The 17172-nt window shown below is 60.3% G+C and carries 18 protein-coding genes; 6 read left to right on the top strand and 12 right to left on the bottom strand.

Annotated elements, in window-relative coordinates; translation table 11 throughout:
• Positions 1–9: 9 nt before the first annotated feature.
• The 7 genes from ACYZUD_RS16535 to ACYZUD_RS16505 form a co-directional block, all read right to left on the bottom strand.
• Positions 10–720 carry an ABC transporter permease gene (locus ACYZUD_RS16535; protein ID WP_462024952.1) on the bottom strand — a complete coding sequence of 237 codons (711 nt, stop codon included), beginning with the start codon at positions 718–720 and terminating at the stop codon, positions 10–12.
• Complete coding sequence (locus ACYZUD_RS16530) at positions 717–1445, bottom strand: ABC transporter permease (protein ID WP_462024951.1); 729 nt, start codon at positions 1443–1445, stop codon at positions 717–719. The genes ACYZUD_RS16535 and ACYZUD_RS16530 overlap by 4 nt, the downstream gene beginning before the upstream one ends.
• A 56-nt stretch (positions 1446–1501) precedes the next feature.
• Complete coding sequence (locus ACYZUD_RS16525; RefSeq protein WP_462024950.1) at positions 1502–2284, bottom strand: transporter substrate-binding domain-containing protein; 783 nt, start codon at positions 2282–2284, stop codon at positions 1502–1504.
• A gap of 307 nt (positions 2285–2591) precedes the next feature.
• A complete protein-coding gene (locus ACYZUD_RS16520; protein WP_462024949.1) occupies positions 2592–4280 on the bottom strand; it encodes an ATP-dependent DNA ligase in 1689 nt (562 codons plus the stop codon).
• Positions 4277–5311 carry a ligase-associated DNA damage response exonuclease gene (locus ACYZUD_RS16515; RefSeq protein ID WP_462024948.1) on the bottom strand — a complete coding sequence of 345 codons (1035 nt, stop codon included), beginning with the start codon at positions 5309–5311 and terminating at the stop codon, positions 4277–4279. The genes ACYZUD_RS16520 and ACYZUD_RS16515 overlap by 4 nt, the downstream gene beginning before the upstream one ends.
• 191 nt (positions 5312–5502) lie before the next feature.
• Positions 5503–7953, bottom strand: a complete 2451-nt coding sequence (locus ACYZUD_RS16510; RefSeq protein ID WP_462024947.1) for a penicillin acylase family protein — start codon at positions 7951–7953, stop codon at positions 5503–5505.
• Between the two features lie 196 nt (positions 7954–8149).
• The gene (locus tag ACYZUD_RS16505) at positions 8150–8794 is read right to left on the bottom strand and encodes a glutathione binding-like protein (RefSeq protein ID WP_462024946.1); all 645 of its coding nucleotides are present in this window, start codon (positions 8792–8794) and stop codon (positions 8150–8152) included.
• A 146-nt stretch (positions 8795–8940) separates the two neighbouring features.
• Here ACYZUD_RS16505 and ACYZUD_RS16500 point away from each other — a divergent pair, with 146 nt between their 5' ends.
• Complete coding sequence (locus ACYZUD_RS16500; protein ID WP_462024945.1) at positions 8941–9492, top strand: cysteine hydrolase family protein; 552 nt, start codon at positions 8941–8943, stop codon at positions 9490–9492.
• A gap of 131 nt (positions 9493–9623) precedes the next feature.
• Here ACYZUD_RS16500 and ACYZUD_RS16495 read toward each other — a convergent pair whose 3' ends face one another.
• The 4 genes from ACYZUD_RS16495 to ACYZUD_RS16480 all read right to left on the bottom strand — a co-directional run bounded on the left by ACYZUD_RS16495 (position 9624) and on the right by ACYZUD_RS16480 (position 11439).
• Positions 9624–9842 (bottom strand): SEC-C metal-binding domain-containing protein, encoded by a 219-nt coding sequence (locus ACYZUD_RS16495; RefSeq protein WP_462024944.1) that lies wholly within the window; start codon positions 9840–9842, stop codon positions 9624–9626.
• Positions 9839–10339, bottom strand: coding sequence for an LEA/WHy family protein (locus ACYZUD_RS16490; RefSeq protein WP_462024943.1), 501 nt, complete (start codon positions 10337–10339; stop codon positions 9839–9841). The genes ACYZUD_RS16495 and ACYZUD_RS16490 overlap by 4 nt, the downstream gene beginning before the upstream one ends.
• Positions 10340–10460: 121 nt before the next feature.
• Positions 10461–10937 (bottom strand): YchJ family protein, encoded by a 477-nt coding sequence (locus ACYZUD_RS16485; RefSeq protein WP_462024942.1) that lies wholly within the window; start codon positions 10935–10937, stop codon positions 10461–10463.
• A gap of 4 nt (positions 10938–10941) precedes the next feature.
• Positions 10942–11439 carry a DUF6231 family protein gene (locus ACYZUD_RS16480; RefSeq protein ID WP_462024941.1) on the bottom strand — a complete coding sequence of 166 codons (498 nt, stop codon included), beginning with the start codon at positions 11437–11439 and terminating at the stop codon, positions 10942–10944.
• Between the two features lie 189 nt (positions 11440–11628).
• Here ACYZUD_RS16480 and ACYZUD_RS16475 point away from each other — a divergent pair, with 189 nt between their 5' ends.
• The 4 genes from ACYZUD_RS16475 to ACYZUD_RS16460 all read left to right on the top strand — a co-directional run bounded on the left by ACYZUD_RS16475 (position 11629) and on the right by ACYZUD_RS16460 (position 14308).
• Positions 11629–12324: an OmpA family protein gene (locus ACYZUD_RS16475; RefSeq protein WP_462024940.1), complete on the top strand. Its 696-nt coding sequence runs from the start codon at positions 11629–11631 to the stop codon at positions 12322–12324.
• 90 nt (positions 12325–12414) lie between these two features.
• Positions 12415–13131: an OmpA family protein gene (locus tag ACYZUD_RS16470; RefSeq protein ID WP_462024939.1), complete on the top strand. Its 717-nt coding sequence runs from the start codon at positions 12415–12417 to the stop codon at positions 13129–13131.
• Between the two features lie 147 nt (positions 13132–13278).
• Positions 13279–13557, top strand: a complete 279-nt coding sequence (locus tag ACYZUD_RS16465; RefSeq protein ID WP_462024938.1) for a DUF1145 domain-containing protein — start codon at positions 13279–13281, stop codon at positions 13555–13557.
• The gene (locus tag ACYZUD_RS16460; protein WP_462024937.1) at positions 13550–14308 is read left to right on the top strand and encodes a collagen-like triple helix repeat-containing protein; all 759 of its coding nucleotides are present in this window, start codon (positions 13550–13552) and stop codon (positions 14306–14308) included. Before ACYZUD_RS16465 ends, ACYZUD_RS16460 begins: the two co-directional genes overlap by 8 nt.
• 110 nt (positions 14309–14418) lie before the next feature.
• Here ACYZUD_RS16460 and ACYZUD_RS16455 read toward each other — a convergent pair whose 3' ends face one another.
• Positions 14419–14883: a CopD family protein gene (locus ACYZUD_RS16455; RefSeq protein ID WP_462024936.1), complete on the bottom strand. Its 465-nt coding sequence runs from the start codon at positions 14881–14883 to the stop codon at positions 14419–14421.
• Between the two features lie 99 nt (positions 14884–14982).
• Between ACYZUD_RS16455 and dinG the strand changes: the two genes are divergently transcribed.
• A complete protein-coding gene (gene dinG / locus ACYZUD_RS16450; protein ID WP_462024935.1) occupies positions 14983–17127 on the top strand; it encodes an ATP-dependent DNA helicase DinG in 2145 nt (714 codons plus the stop codon).
• The last annotated feature ends 45 nt before the right edge of the window (positions 17128–17172 follow it).

Below are 17172 nucleotides of genomic sequence, written 5' to 3'. Positions count from 1 at the left end.
CAAAAAATCCTAGTGGGTCGGCCCGAGGAAGGCCAGCCATCGGCGTTCGGCGAGGCGGAACAGGCCGACCAGCGCAAAGGTAACGGTCAGGTAGATCAGCGCGGCGATGCCGAACGACTGGAAGGTCAGGAAGGTCGCCGAGTTGGCGTCCCGAGCGACTTTCAGCACATCCGGGATGGTCGCGGTGAACGCCACGGTGGTCGAGTGCAGCATCAGAATCACTTCGTTGCTGTAATAAGGCAACGAGCGACGCAGGGCCGAAGGCATGATCACGTAGGCATAAAGCTTCCAGCCGGTCAGGCCGTAGGCTTTCGCTGCTTCGACTTCGCCGTGGGCCATGCTGCGAATCGCCCCGGCGAAAATCTCCGTGGTGTAGGCGCAGGTGTTCAGGGCGAATGCCAGGATCGTGCAGTTCATTGCATCGCGAAAGAACGCATCAAGCACTGGCTGGGCACGTATGGCGGCCAGGCTGTAGATCCCGGTGTAGCAAATCAGTAGCTGGATATACAGCGGCGTACCACGGAACAGGTAGGTGTAGAACTGCACCGGCCAGCGGATATAGAAGTGCGGCGAAACCCGGGCGATGGACAGCGGGATCGACACCAGAAAACCGATGAAGATCGACGCACTGAGCAGCCACAGGGTCATGGCCAGGCCGGTGATGTTGTAGCCGTCGGTATAAAGGAAGGGTTTCCAGTATTCCTGCAAGAGTTCGATCATCGTACGGCCTCCCGGGAGCCGGCGGCGTAACGGCGTTCGAGCCAGCGCAGGACGACGTTGGAAGCGCTGGTGATCACTAGGTAAATCAGCGCGGCGAGGACCAGGAAGTAAAACAGTTGATAGGTGCTTTTACCGGCGTCCTGCGCCGCCTTGACCAGATCGGCGAGGCCGATGATCGAGACCAGTGCGGTGGCCTTGAGCATCACCATCCAGTTGTTGCCGATACCCGGCAGGGCAAAACGCATCATTTGCGGGAACACCACGATACGAAAACGTTGGCCACGTTTGAGGCCATAAGCGGTGGCGGCTTCGACCTGGCCCCGGGGTACCGCGAGAATCGCGCCACGGAAGGTCTCGGTGAAGTACGCGCCATAAATGAAGCCCAGGGTGATGACCCCGGCGCTGAACGGGTCAATCTCGATGTATTCCCATTCCATGAAATCGGTAAACGTCGTCAACCAGGTTTGCAGGCTGTAGAAGATCAGTAGCATCAGCACCAGGTCTGGCACGCCGCGAATCAGCGTGGTGTACAGCTGGGCCGGTACGCGCACCAGTTTGACTTTTGACAGCTTGGCACTGGCACCGAGCAGACCGAGCAATACGGCCAGCAACAATGACAACACCGATAATTTGATGGTCATCCAGGTGCCTTCCATCAGCAACGGACCGAAGCCCTGAAGGCTGAAGGCTGAGAGCCCCAGGTTTTGTAATAGATTTTCGAACATAAATCAGCAACCTGATCGGGTGAAAAAAGCGCCCATCGCGAGATGGGCGCCGGGCATTATTTGCCGCTGTACAGATTCAGATCGCCAAAGTGTTTCTTCTGAATGGTGGCGTAGGTGCCATCGTCGTGTAACGCTTTGATACCTTTATTCAAAAGTGCCTTGAGGTCTTTGTTACCTTTAGAGATACCGATAGCTGTTTTCGACGGCAGCAGTTCGCTGTCGACCGGCTGGCTGACTTCGTAGCCCTCGCCTCTTGGCGACTTCAAGAAGCCCAGTTCGGCTTGCAGCATGTCCTGGATCGCAGCATCGAGACGACCGGAAATCAGGTCGGAATACACCTGGTCCTGGTTCTGATAGGCCTGGGTTTTCACCCCGGCCTTGTCCAGTACGGCCTTGGCGTAGGCTTCCTGGATGGTGCCTTGCTCGTAACCTACGGTTTTACCCTTCAGCGAAGCGACGTCTGCACTCAGGCCAGAACCTTTCTTGAACACGTAAGAGGTTGGGCCGGAGAACAGCTCGTCGGAGAAGTCGATGACTTTTTCGCGAGCCGGGGTGACAGTCATCGAAGAGATCACACCGTCGAATTTATTGGCCTTGAGGCCCGGAATCATGCCGTCGAAATCGCTTTCGACCCATTTGCACTTGACCTTCAACTCGGCGCAGATCGCGTTGCCCAGATCGATGTCGAAGCCTACCAGGCTACCGTCGGCCGCTTTCGACTCGAATGGCGCGTAGGAAGGGTCAACGCCAAAACGCAATTCTTTGTATTCCTTTGCCAGCGCGGAGCCGGCAGCCATGCACAACGCCAGTGCAGAAAGGGTCAGCAATGCTTTTTTCATTATTCAATCCCTAAGAACCAATATGAGCGCTTGTGGCGCAGAATTATTGTTACTGGACAGCGTAAGACCTAATGAAAGTAGCAATTTCCGAACCAGAGTCCCGAACAAGCGTTTTAAAAGGTGATTCAAGAAATGGCAAGGTGGGATTTGTGCACGGAAACGGGCGCTGGATAATAGTCGCACCAACTTGGTTCGTGGTGGCGCAAATCCTATGGGAGCGAGCTTGCTCGCGAAGAGGGAGTGTCAGCCGATATCAATGCTTCTGGTAGCGCTTTTCGCGAGCAGGCTCGCTCCCACAAGGAGATCGTTAGCCCAACAAATCCTGCAACGTGCCTAAGTTGTCAGCTTCCTCGACCGACTTGTCCTGCCGCCACCGAAGCATCCGCGGAAACCGCACGGCAATGCCACTTTTATGACGCTTGGACAGGGCAATCCCCTCAAACCCCAATTCAAATACCAGACTCGGTTTCACACTGCTCACTGGTCCGAATTTCTCCACCGTAGTCTTGCGCACGATGCTGTCGACCTGACGCATTTCTTCATCAGTGAGCCCGGAATAGGCCTTGGCAAACGGCACCAGCGTCCGTTCGCTGGCGTCGGACGGGCCGTCCCACACGGCGAAGGTGTAATCGCTGTAGAGACTGGCCCGGCGACCGTGGCCTTGCTGGGCATAGATCAACACGGCGTCGATGCTGAACGGGTCGACCTTCCACTTCCACCAGACGCCCATGTCCTTGGTCCGCCCGACGCCATACAGCGCGTCGCGGGCCTTGAGCATCATGCCTTCGACACCCAGGCGGCGAGAGGCTTCCCGTTGCCGGGCGAGGTCAAACCAGTCTTCGCCCGTCAGCACCGGGGAGGGCAGTAACACCGGGTTGTTGCAATGGGCGATGACTTGCTCCAGCTGAGTACGTCGCTTGGCCTGAAGCTGGTTGCGCCAGTCTTCGCCCTGCCATTCCAGCAAGTCATAGGCGAGCACGACCACCGGCACCTCATCGAGGACCTTCTTGTCGAGGGTTTTACGACCGATTCGCTGTTGCAGCAGGGCGAAAGGTTTTACTGACGGTGAGACGGGCGATTGCGGATCGAAGGCGTCCTCGGTGTCTGGGCGGGCGGCTTTCCAGGCGACGATCTCACCGTCGATCACCGTGCCGTCGGGCAGGCAGTGAATCAGGCTGTCGAGTTCGGGGAAACGCTCGGTTACCAGTTCTTCGCCTCGTGACCAGACCCACAGACGCCCGTCACGCTTGATCACCTGGGCCCGGATGCCGTCCCACTTCCATTCCACTTGCCAGTGGCTCGTCGGACCGAGCAGCGCTTCGAATTGCTCGACCGGTTGCGACAGCGCGTGGGCGAGGAAAAACGGATACGGCTGACCACCCCGTTGCGCATGTTCGTCGCCAGATTCGGCGGCAATCAGCTTCAGATAGCAGGCCGCGCTCGGGCGGTTGGACAGATCGGTGTAACCCACCAGCCGCTGGGCCACGCGCTTGCTGTCCAGGTGAGCCATGGACGCCAGGGCACGGGTCACCAGCAATTTGGAGACGCCGACGCGGAAGCTGCCGGTGATCAGTTTGATGCAGAGCATCAAGCTATGGCGGTCCAGTTGCGACCAGAGCTTCGGTAGTCGTTCGGCGAGCCGTTCAGGGGTGGCACCGCGCAGCGGCAGCAGTTTGTCTTCGATCCACGCCGCCAGTCCGTCGTCGGAGCTATGGAGCGCTTCGGGCAGGACCAGCGAAATGGTTTCCGCCAGATCGCCCACCGCCTGATAGCTCTCTTCGAACAGCCATGGCGACAGCCCGGAAACCTCCACGGCGAGCTCGCGCAGGATGCGCACCGGCACCAATTGCCTGGGGCGTCCACCGGACAAAAAGTACACCGCCCACGCCGCATCTTCCGGCGCGGCCTGAGCGAAGTAGTGTTGCATCGCCGCCAGTTTGGCGTTGCTCGATGTGGTGGCATCGAGCTCGGCGTATAACTCGGCGAAGGCCTTCATGGCAGCACCTCGGCGCGCTCGGGTTCGATGGCTGCGTTGTCTTCCTCATCGTCCCCGTACTCGGTGTTGAAACGTTGGGCGTCGTGCCCTTGCTCGCGCAGATGGCGGACAAGGACGCCGACCGAACCGTGGGTGACCATGACGCGCTCGGCACCGGTTTGCTCGATGGCCCATAGCAGGCCGGGCCAGTCGGCGTGGTCGGACAGTACGAAACCGCGGTCCACGCCGCGCCGCCGACGTGTGCCGCGCAAGCGCATCCACCCGCTGGCGAAGCCATCGCTGTAATCGCCGAACCGGCGCATCCAGGTGCTGCCGCCGGCCGAAGGCGGGGCAAGGATCAGGGCCTTGCGTATCATCGGGTCGTTCTTTTTGACCTCACCGGCATGGATCGTTGGCGGTAGATAAACACCGCCCTGGCGATAAATCCGGTTCAATGGTTCCACCGCGCCATGCACCAGAATGGGGCCGAGGTTGGCGTCGATGCCATGGAGAATTCGCTGCGCCTTGCCGAAGGAGTAGCAGAACAACACGCTGGCCTTGTCGGCGGTAGCATTGGCTTGCCACCATTGGTTGATCTCGGCAAAGACGTGCGCCTGGGGCTGCCAGCGATAGATCGGCAGACCAAACGTCGATTCGGTGATGAACGTGTGGCAGCGTACCGGTTCGAAGGGCGTGCAGGTGCCGTCGGGCTCGACCTTGTAGTCCCCCGAGGCGACCCAGACTTCGCCGCCATATTCCAGGCGCACCTGGGCTGAGCCGAGCACATGCCCTGAGGGATGGAAACTCAGGGTCACGCCTTGGTGAGTCAAAGGTTGACCGTAAGGCAGGGTTTGCAGATTGATGTCGGCACCCAGGCACGCGCGCAGGATGCCTTCGCCGGGCGTAGCGGCCAGATAGTGCCGGTTGCCGGTGCGCGCATGGTCGCTGTGGGCGTGAGTGATGACCGAGCGTTCGACCGGGTGCCACGGGTCAATATAGAAATCCCCGGCCGGGCAATACAAACCTTCGGGACGAGCGATAACAAGGTCCATGTTTGTTACCAAAATGGAGAGACTTGTTAGCTATGAGGTTTGTGCGAGGTCAGAAGTTCTATCGAGTTTTATCGGGCCAATGACATTCCGGTGTGGGAGCAAGCCTGCTCGCGATAGCGGTGTGTCAGTCACCATCAATGGCGGCTGTCACGGCCTCATCGCGAGCAGGCTCGCTCCCACACTGGACGGGGTTACTTGCCAGGTGTCAGCGTCAACCGCTTGTTGCCGTACACCTTGTCAAAGTTCTGCGGCTGCATCGGCAAACTCATGTATTGCCCCTTGAGCCACGGATCGATGCTGTCCAGATAGTTCGGGCTCGCCGGGTTGCCGGACTGGCCTGTGCCGTTCTGGCCCATCAGCGGTTCGGCCTGGCCGAAGTCGACGATGAAGCGCATGGCCGGCGCCAGCGTGGTGTTGAAGTCCTGGCCCCAGGCAAACGCGGCGGTATTGAGCGTGGTGTGATCGCCGCCGGCAGCCAATGGACCGCGCACGGTCTGGCCACTGGCATTCTTCCATTCATAGCGGTGCAATTTGCCCCACTGCCAGGCTTTGTGATCGCCACCCAGCTGACTGTCGCCCGCGCTGATCGCCGCCGCCAGACTGCGCGCGAGAATCGCCGGTTTGTCTTCTTTCTGCGGTGTACGAACGTCATCCCAGAACGGGCTGTCCTCACGGCCCAGCAGGTGATCGGCTTGAGCTGCGTAGGACAACTTGCCGTTGGCGATAAACGCTTTCCACGCCGGGCTGCTTTCCGGGCCCAGTTCGTCGAGGAAAATCTGCTGGGTACTTTGCTGAAGGAACAGCTCGTAAATCGCCGCATCGGCGGAGCTCGGGCTGAGCTTGCCATCGAACGCCATCAACCGGGTATAGGCCTCGCGAGCCTTGGCGCGATCGGTGACTGGCAGCGCTTCTATAGCCTGTTTGAGCGGCTGGGACATGCCCGGTGCTTCAAACATCTTCTTCAGTTTGGCGGCGAACGTGGTGGTCTGGTCGTATTGCATGGCGATCAGACTGCGCGGGTCGTGTTTGCCCACGCCGGCCAGTTCGGCCATGCGTTCGCCACGCTCGGGCGCCGACCAGGAATTGGACAACTGCATGCCGTAGCCGTGGGGAATGACCCGCTGGTTGGCGGTGCCGAGCCAGCCTTGGGCCGGATCCTGGTCGTAGGGGTGCAGCATCGGGTCGGCATAACCGTCCCAATCGTAACGACCTTCCCAGCCCGGCGATGGCAGCAGGCCTTCGCCTTCGCGACGGTTCGGGTAGCGCCCGGTGACTTGCCAGCCAATGTTGCTGGCGTCGGCATACACCAGGTTCAGCGTAATGGCGCGGATTTCGCGGCTGGCATCCGAGGCTTTCTCGACGTTCTGCGCGCGGGACAGGTCGAAAAACGCATCCAGGGTCTTGTCGTCGGTGAAGTTCGGCGTCTGCAGCGCCAGACCAAAGCCGTTGCCCAGCGCGGTGCCTTGGGCACTGTTGAGCAGCGGCCCGTGGCGGGTTTCGTATACCGCTTCGCGAATCGGCCGCTGGCCTTTGACGAAATAGGTTTCGTTGCGAACGATAGCCGGCTGCCATTTGCCGCCGACTTCGTAGGAAAGACCGTTGCCCTGGCGTTTGATTTTTTCCAGGAACAGGTCCTGGTTATCGCCCATGACCGAGGTCATGCTCCACGCCACTTTGCCGTTGAAACCGCCGAGCACCATCGGTAGCCCGGCAATGGTCACGCCGGAAGCCTGGTATTTCGGTGCGCGAATCTGCACGTAACTGAACAACGACGGCACGCCCAGCGGCCCATGGCTGTCGCTGGCCAGCAGGCTTTTACCGCTGCGACTGCGTTGCGGCGCGATCGCCCAGTTGTTCGATGACGTGGCGCCCAGCAGATTCAGGTCGGACAGCTGGCCAGTGGCTTTGCTGATTTCAGCCAGGCCCGGGATCTGCCCGTTGAGCTTGATGCCCTGAAGTTTCTCCGCTTCGGCCACCGGCAGTTTTTCGTCGGGGGCGGACGGCGTCAGCCATGCGAGCTTGTCGGTCGTGACCGATTGCGCCAGCACCAGCGAGGAAATTTCTTCCGGCAGGTTGGCCGATTGGCTGAAGTTCAGCAGGCAGAAAATCAGCGCCGAATCTTCCGGTTGCCAGTATTCAGGCTTGTAGCCGGTGGCGGCGAGGTCCGCTGGCAGCTTGTCGCGGTAGCGGAAGAGGTAGGCGTTGACGCCGCGGGCATAGACTTCGAAGAAGCGCTTGAGGCGCGGCGAAGAGGCTTTATACAGCTCGCCTGCACTTTTTTTCAGGTTGACCGCGCGCATGTAGCGGTCGGCGTCCAGCAGCTCCGAACCGGACATCTCTGCCAAGCGGCCCTGGGCCAGCAACCGCAGGGTGACCATCTGGGTGATGCGGTCGCTGGCGTGCACGTAGCCGAGGGTGAACAGCGCGTCGTGGAAGCTGTTGCTTTCGATCAGCGGCATGCCCATGGCATTGCGGCGCACCGAAACGTTCTGCGCCAGGCCTTTGAGTGGCTGCACACCGGAGGTCGGCGGGAGGGTGTCCTGGGTGTTCCAGGTCTGACAACCGGTCAGGCTCAAAACACCGGCCACTGCAGCGGCAACGCCGAACCGGGGAAGAAAATGTGTAAGGGCTGGCGAGGCCATGGCGAAGCTCCTGCGGGGGTAGAGGCGCAATAAAGCCGCTACGTTAGAGAGCAGGAGGTGGGCGCGCAAGCGGGGTATAGGGTTATTTCAGGATTTGTCTGCCAAACGCAAAAGATCGCAGCCTTCGGCAGCTCCTGCATGGGTTCTGCATGCATCCTGTAGGCGCTGCCGAAGGCTGCGATCTTTTGATCTTGAATTACGACTTCGGCGGGTTGATCCTGGTCACCAACGCATACGCTTTCACCGTCGCCGGGCGGTTCTGGATGTGGTTGAACCAGCGCAGCACGTTAGGGAAGTCTTCCAGGTTCTGGCTCTGCCACTTGTGGGAAACGATCCACGGATAGATCGCCATGTCGGCAATGCTGTATTCGCTGCCCGCGACGAAGTCATTGTTCGCCAGCTGCTTGTCGAGTACGCCGTAGAGGCGGGCGGTTTCATCGATGTAGCGCTTGATCGCGTAAGGAATTTTCTCCGGGGCGAACTGGCTGAAGTGATGATTTTGCCCGGCCATCGGCCCCAGGCCGCCCATCTGCCAGAACAACCACTGCAGCGCTTGCTGACGACCGCGCAGGTCTTTGGGCAGGAACTTGCCGGTTTTCTCCGCCAGGTACAGCAAAATCGCCCCGGACTCGAACACTGATAACGGCTCGCCGCCATCGGCTGGCTCATGATCGACGATGGCCGGGATCCTGTTGTTTGGGGAGATTTTCAGAAAGTGAGGCTGGAACTGCTCGTTCTGGCTGATGTTGATCGGGTACACGTTGTACGGCAGGCCGGCTTCTTCAAGGAATATCGAAATTTTGTGGCCGTTGGGGGTGGTCCAGTAATACAGGTCGATCATGGAGTACTCCAAATCAAGAGATGTCGTTACTTGCGCACAGCAAACGCCGGCATCAGGTCGTCCTGTTTGCGTTCGATAGCTTGCCTGTAAGAGGAGGTGATGCTGAAGTGCGTGAAATTCAATGACCCGGCATGAGAAAAGTCAGCATGGAGCTAAAAGCAAACGCGGCGCTGATTATCATCGATCAACAAAAAGGCATTTTGCATCCCCGGCTCGGTCGCCGAAATAATCCTCAGGCTGAGGAGCGGATGCTGGCGTTATTGGGCCATTGGCGGCAGACCGGCCGGCCGGTGATTCATGTGCAGCACCTGTCCCGTTCATCGGATTCAGTGTTCTGGCCGCAGCAGTCGGGGGTGGAGATTCAGGAGCGGTTTCAGCCATTGGTCGGCGAACGGCTGATTCAGAAACAGGTGCCGGATGCGTTTTGTGCGACAGGGCTGGAGGCGAGCTTGCGCGCGGCGGGGATCGATCAGTTGATCATCGTGGGTGTCGCGACCCACAACTCGGTGGAGTCCACGGCGCGAACGGCCGGTAATCTGGGGTTTGAGGCGTGGGTGGCGGAGGATGCGTGCTTTACGTTCGATAAGGCCGACTATTTCGGCAACCCGCATTCAGCCGAGGAAGTGCATGCGATGTCATTGGGTAACCTGCATGGCGAATATGCGACTGTAGTGAGTACCGTGCAGATCCTGACTTGATGGTGATTGTAAGTCTGGCATCGCGAGCAGGCTCGCTCCCACAGGGGGTCATGTCGTTCACCGAACCAATGTGGGAGCGAGCCTGCTCGCGATAGCGATTCAACAGGCGAAGAAGACATTCGCCCGAAGCATCAAGCGCCGTGGCACTTCTTGAATTTCTTGCCGTTGCCGCAAGGGCAAGGGTCGTTACGGCCGACGTCTTTCAGGGCATTGCGCACCGGTTCCTGGTGGGCGTGGCCGCAGTTCGGGCCGTGGACATGGCCATGGTCGTGATCATGGTGATCATGGTGGTCGTGATGGTCATGATCGTGGTTGCAGTCAGGGCCATGGACATGGGGTTGCTGGTTCATCGGTTTTGCTCCGGAATTAAATCGGCGGGGATTATCACGCCATTACGCGCCAGGTGCACGTAGTGCGCGATGAATAAACCGGTTTCCAGTTCACCTTCCAGACGATAGGGGATGGGCTGATCGGGGTTTTTCAGCAGTTTCACCAGGTCCTTCACCTTGGGCCACAGGTAGGTGCGGATCGGGACTTTGAAGGTGCCACTGCGTTTGGGGCCTACCGTGAACCAATGCTCGTGCTCGCCTTCAGTCAACAGTATGTTGCCCAGGTGAATCCGGTACTCGATGCCCCGCACCGTCAGGTCGCTGTCATGGGGATTATCGACGCGAAAGTGCAGCAGGAAGCGTTGTTCCATCAAATTGGCCCGGACCACTTCGACCTTCACCAGATGCACCTGCGGCTCCCGCTCCGGCGCATCGTCGCGGAACCATGACACACAGCCGCCGAGCCCAAGAAACAGGATCAGGGTGAACAGAAAAAGGGCAGGGCGCCGGGTGGTCATGGTTGAGTGTCTCCCTTGAACCCCAGTCTAGTCCCAAAAGATCGCAGCCTTCGGCAGTGCCTACGCAGGTGCGTCGATCCCGTGTAGGCGCTGTCGAAGGCTGCGATCTTTTGGGGTTACCTCAAGTGCTGAAATAACCTGCACAACACTTCTTGAACTTCTGCCCACTGGCGCACGGGCAGGCGTCGTTGCGTCCGGCCTTGAGTGGCACGGTGGGGTCGATGAAGTACCAGTGGCCGGCGTTCTGCACGAACGACGAGCGTTCGCGGTGGCTGTGTTCACCGCTGCCGTCATGCCAGCGCGCGGTGAAGGTGACGAACGCGTGTTCCGGCTGACCGCCGAAGACCTCGGAGCTTTCTACTTCAAGGCCCAGCCAGGTGCTTTGCGCGCTCCAGTCGCTGATGGACTGACGATCCAGGCCGGACTGTTGCGCGGGCAGGGTGGTCGCCACCAGATAGTCGATCAGGCCCAGCACGTAGGCGCTGTAGCGCGACCGCATCAAGGCTTCGGCGCAGGGGGCCGGATGGCCGGCATGGTAATGACCGCAGCAGGCGTCGAGCAGGGTGCCGCTGCCGCAAGGGCAAATGGATGTACTCATTGCGTTACCACCAATATTTCCCGAAGTTTTCCGGATTGGCCCAGAACCGCGAGTTGAGCCAGTCAGGTACTTGTTTGTAGTCAAGCAGATCATAGGTGAACAGCGTCAGCACCTGATCGTCGCGCTGGAAGCGTTCGCTGGCTTGCAGGGCCAGGGAGAAAAAGTCGGTCTCCTGCCAGCCGCTGGCCGGCAAGTCTGCCAGCACCGCGATGCGACTGGCATTGAGGTTGCGGATCCCGCCCAGCAAGTTCAGGCCATCGCGTTTGGGCAAGTGCTCAAGGCAATCAACCACCAGCGCCAGATCAAACCTTCGCAGCGCCAGTTCGGCCGGCAATGGCCCGGGCGCCGCATGGGCGACACAGGTGTCCGGGTGGGCGAGCTTGAAAGCCTCAAGCGCGGGGAACTCGCTGGCGCCAATCAGCAACAGACGCGCCGGGGCGTAACGATCAAGCAAAGCGGCCAGCGCCTGTTGGGGCGTGCGCGAAGAAATACCTGCAATCATCGAAGATCCTCAATCAGAGCGCCAAGACTAGCCTGCCCCAAGGTCCAGATATAGAGCCGGATAACCCCAAAAGCGTCGATCGGCCGTGAACACGGGACAAAACAGCACTGGCCTATTGTTGGCGGAGATTAAAACTCGGGTCTTTACTCCCTGAATCGGTTCTAAGCCGATCCCTCAGGAGAAAACTAGATGAGCATAGTTCGGACAGCATTACCCTTGGTTCTGCTAACCAGTGTGTTGACTGGTTGCGCAGGTTTGCAGAAAACCGACTGGCCGACCTGTGCGGCAGTCGGTGGTGTCGTGGGTGCGGGTCTCGGTGCGACTGAAAGCTCGGCATGGGCGGGGTATGGCGCGCTGCTGGTCGGCGGTACGGCAGCGGCCTGGTGCTGGGTGCACGGTGATGGCGACGAAGACGGCGATGGCGTGCCGGACAGTCGCGACAAGTGCCCGGGCACGCCTAGAGGCGTGAAGGTCGATGCCGACGGTTGCCCGCCACCGGTGCCTGCGCCAGTGGTCGAAGAGGCCGTGGTCGTCAAGGAAGAAGTCATCGTCATCCGCGATGTTCACTTCCAGTTCGACAAAGCCACACTCACCCCTTCCGACAAAAATGTACTCAACACAATCGCTACTCGCCTGAAGCAGGAATCTACCACTGCTCAATTGACCGTGACCGGTCATACCGACAGCGTGGGCAGTGATGCCTACAACCAGAAACTGTCGGATCGTCGCGCTCACTCGGTAGTGGACTACCTCGTCCAGAGTGGCGTGCCACGCAGCAGCTTTGTATCTGTCTCCGGTGCCGGTGAAAGTCAGCCGGTTGCCGATAACAAAACCGCTGACGGCCGTGCGTTGAACCGTCGCACGGAAATCAAAATCAACCGCTAGGCCCCTTGCGCTCCGCGGCTTGTGCAGTCGCGGAAGCGGGTCTTTACTCCTGTGTAACCGGCATTGGCCGGTAACACAGGAGCTTTCACCATGAGCGTTCTCACAAGGACCGTCTTGCCGGTTCTGCTGCTTGGCAGTGTGTTGACCGGTTGCGCTACTCACAGCGATGGCACCGCCCCCTTGAATCAACGAACCTGGCCGATTTGCAGCATCATCGGCGGCTTGGTTGGTGGCGGTCTGGGCGCTCTCCAGAGTAGCGGTTGGGCGGCCGGTGGAGCGGCGCTTGGTATCTTGACCGGTGGCTTGGTCTGCTACGCCCAGGATGGCGACGAAGATGACGATGGCGTCTTCGATCGACGTGATCGCTGCCCTGATACGCCCGCCAATACGCCCGTCGAGCATCATGGTTGTCCGCTGCCGCAGTACCCGGCCAGCGTGAAACCTGAACCTGCGCAATCGGAAGTCATCACGCTGAGCGACGCTGGCGATGTGCTGTTCGCCTTCGACAAGTCGGACCTGACCCCCGCCGCGCAAAGTCAGCTCGATTCGCTGATGCCCAAACTGCAAGGCGCCGATGTGGTGAGCATCAAGGTGATCGGTCATACCGACAGCAAAGGTTCGGACGCCTATAACCAGGCACTGTCGGAACGTCGTGCCAGCAGTGTGGCGGCCTACCTGTTGAGCCGGGGCCTGGCACCGAACAAACTCACCAGTGAAGGCCGGGGTGAAAGCCAGCCTGTCGCCGATAACGAAACAGACGCAGGACGCGCGCAAAACCGTCGTGTGGAGTTACATATCAATCGCTGAGCCGCGTAATAGAGCCGTCGGTCGATGATCAGCATCGTTCCGACGGCCTTTCGGCAATCTTCATGAAGAATTTTCGGTTGCCCTCTGGCTTATCCCGCGTGGAAGCCGTTACTGTGCGCTAAAGAATAATTCTCATCGGGGGAGCGTATGAAGGTGTTTTGGGGGCTGGGGAAGCTATTGACCCTGCTGTTCTGGCTGGTGGTGCTGGCCAATCAGCTCATGCCGTTTGTTCATCCGCTGGATCTCTTGGTCAATCTGTCTGGCAGCCTGCTGGCAGGCCTTCATCTTCTGGAGGCGGTGTTCTGCTATCGCAGCCTCAGAGGGCGCGCCCACCCTTGGCGTGATCGCCTGAAGATCCTCTTTTTCGGCGTTTTCCACCTGCAAACCATTCCAGCTCCCATCGCACCTAAGGCTTCCCATGCGTAAACTCTGTCTGCTCGCTGCATTCATCAGCCCACTGGCTTGCGCTCAGGTGGTGAGCGTCGAAACCAACTCGCTGATGCGCCTGCCCAACACCGCCAGCACCTTGCAGCTGGAACGCCTGGAAGTCGCCGATTACGGCACGTTGCTGATTCCCTCGAACGTGACCGAAGTCACCGTCGGCGAATTGCGCCTGGGCCGTGAAGCGCGGATCGCCATCGTGCCCAGCGAACAGGCGCTGGCGCTGAAGGTCAGTCGTGCCGAGTTGTCCGAAGGCAGCCAGATCACCGCTCGCGGTGCGCCGGGGACGTACCTCAAGGCTGCCCGCTCCGGGCGCAATCTGAATTTGCAGATCAAGGCCCTGAACGCGCCGCAATTGTCGGTAGACGCTCGTGGCGGCGCGGGCGCGCCGGGGTTTGTCGGTCTTGATGGTGCCAACGGTCAGGCACCGGGTTGCACCTGGGGCCAGGCCGGTCGCGGCGCCGATGGCAGTGATGGCAGCGACGGTCAACCGGGTGCACCCGGTGCGCTGGTTCGACTGGAAGTGCCGCGTGATTACCCGGCAGAACAGATCAAGGTTCAGGTCGCTGGCGGCGCGGGTGGTTTGGCCGGTCCTGGCGGCAAGCCGGGGGCGGGTGGCAAGGCCAAGGGCTGCTTCGTGTACAAGGCCGATGGCGGCAAGAGCGGTCGTCCTGGCGCTGACGGCCAACCGGGGCCTGCGGGTGCGGTGGGTTCGGTGACTGTCCAGCGGTTGTAAGTGATCTCGGAAATGTTTGTCGTCTGATCGATCGCCTTCGCGAGCAGGCTCGCTCCCACAATGGATAGTGTGGTCCTTGTGTGCGAGCCTGCTCGCGAAGCTTTTGGCATTTAAAACATCGGCCGCGCCGCAGCGATCGCCACCAGCACCAACCCGACAATCAGATTAACCCCCACCAACTGGCGAATCCTTCCAAGCACCGCAGCCCCCGTCGGCCAATCCTGCGCCGCCACTGCCGTGCGCAGTTCCGGTAACAACAACGCCTGAATCCGGATAAACAGCGCGGTCATCACCACGTACAACCCCATCATGATTTGCACATAACGCGGTGCAGCCTCAAAGCCGGTGTATTGCAGGTGAATCATGCCCACGCCGCTGATCGGCAAAAGCACCACCGCCACCCAGACCCAGCGGAAGAAACCTTGAAACACTTCTACCCACAGCTTCAGCCGGGCAGGGCCTTCCAGAGCCTTCATCGCCGCAGGGCGCAAGACCATCCAGGCGAAAAACATGCCGCCGACCCACACCAGGGCCGACAGGACATGCAGGGTGTAAACGATGCCAAAAGGTGTCATTGAGGTACTCCGTTCTGCGCGGGATTAATTAGCGGGGTATGATAGCGGCCGATCCGAACCACTGAAAATTTATCCAGCGTTTTTTGCGCCCGACAATCCATGATCAGCACCGAACTCAAAACCACGATCCAGGGCGCCTACTCGCGTTTTCTCGAAGCCAAGAGCCTCAAACCGCGCTACGGCCAACGCCTGATGATCGCCGAAATTGCCAAGGTCCTCGGTGACATCGACACCGACGACGAAGGCCGGCGCAGTGGCGACCCCGCGATTGTCGCGGTGGAAGCCGGCACCGGTACTGGTAAAACCGTGGCCTACAGCCTGGCGGCCATTCCCACCGCCAAGGCCGCCGGCAAACGCCTGGTGATCGCCACGGCCACCGTGGCCCTGCAAGAGCAGATCGTCTACAAGGACCTGCCCGACCTGATGCGCAACAGCGGGCTGAATTTCAGCTTCGCCCTGGCCAAGGGCCGGGGGCGCTACATGTGCCTGTCCAAGCTCGACATGTTGTTGCAGGAAGGCCAGGCGCAGACCGCCACGGCGCAGCTGTTCGAAGAAGAAGGCTTCAAGATCGAAGTCGATGAGGCCAGTCAGAAGCTGTTCACCAGCATGATCGAGAAACTCGCCGGCAATAAGTGGGACGGCGACCGCGACAGTTGGTCCACCGCCCTGGAAGACGCCGATTGGGCGCGCCTGACCACCGATCACAGCCAGTGCACCAACCGCCACTGCCCGAACTTCGGCCAGTGCGCCTTCTACAAGGCCCGCGAGGGCATGGGCAAGGTCGACGTGATCGTCACCAACCACGACATGGTCCTGGCTGACCTGGCCCTCGGCGGCGGCGCCGTGCTGCCCGATCCGCGCGACACTATCTACGTGTTCGACGAAGGCCACCACCTGCCGGACAAGGCCATCGGCCACTTCGCCCACTACACGCGCCTGCGTTCCACTGCCGACTGGCTGGAAACCACCGCCAAGAACCTCACCAAACTGCTGGCCCAGCACCCGCTGCCGGGGGACCTGGGCAAGTTGATCGAACAGGTGCCGGAACTGGCGCGGGAGATCAAGACGCAGCAACAGTTCATGTTCACCGCGTGCGAACAGGTCGCCGATTTCAAACCCGGTGAAGACGTCGAAGGTCGCGAGCGGCCGCGTCATCGTTTCGTCGGCGGGGTGATTCCCGAGCACATGCGCGAAATGGGCATCGAGTTGAAGAAGGGCTTTGCCCGCCTGACCGACCTGTTCACCCGGCTCACCGAGCTGCTCAAGGAAGGCATGGACGGCGAGGTCAACATCGGCATCGCCAGCAACCAGGCCGAAGAGTGGTATCCGCTGTTCGGCAGCCTGTTGTCGCGCTCTTCGGGCAACTGGGAATTGTGGGGCGCGTTCACCGCTGAAGACCCGGAAGACAACCCGCCCATGGCCCGTTGGCTGACCCTGGCCGAAAGCGGTTCGCTGTTCGACATCGAGGTCAACGCCAGCCCGATCCTCGCGGCGGAAATGCTCCGACGCAATCTGTGGAACGTGGCCTACGGCGCGCTGGTGACCTCGGCGACCCTGACCGCGCTCGGCACGTTCGACCGTTTTCGCATGCGCGCGGGGTTGCCGAAAACAGCCGTCACCGCCGTGGTCCCGAGCCCGTTCCATCACGCCGACGCCGGTGTGTTGCGGGTGCCGGACCTGAAAGCCGACCCGCGTGATGCACCGGCCCACACGGCGGCGATCATCCGCGATCTGCCGCAATTGGTGGAAGGTTCACGCGGCACGCTGGTGTTGTTCTCCTCGCGCAAACAGATGCAGGACGTGTTCGACGGCCTCGACCGCGACTGGCGCAAGCAAGTGTTCATTCAGGGCAACCTGTCGAAACAGGAAACCCTGAACAAGCACAAGGCGCGGGTCGATGGCGGGGATTCCAGCGTGCTGTTCGGCCTGGCGAGTTTCGCCGAAGGGGTCGATTTGCCCGGCGCGTACTGCGAACACGTGGTGATCGCCAAGATTCCGTTCTCGGTGCCCGATGATCCGGTCGAGGCAGCCCTGGCCGAATGGATCGAAGCCCGTGGCGGCAATCCGTTCATGGAAATCTCGGTGCCGGATGCTTCGCTCAAACTGGTCCAGGCCTGCGGTCGCTTGCTGCGTACCGAAGAAGATCGCGGCACCATCACCTTGCTCGACCGGCGTCTGGTGACCCAGCGCTACGGCAAGGCGATCCTCAATGCGTTACCTCCCTTCCGACGTGAAATTTCCTGATACACCGGTGGGCAAATTTGCCCACCGCGTTGTCTATCTCTCTGC

The organism is Pseudomonas sp. XS1P51, from assembly GCF_054897845.1.
Note: the sequence above shows the minus strand (reverse complement) of the source record. Positions and strands in the feature narration are given on the sequence as shown.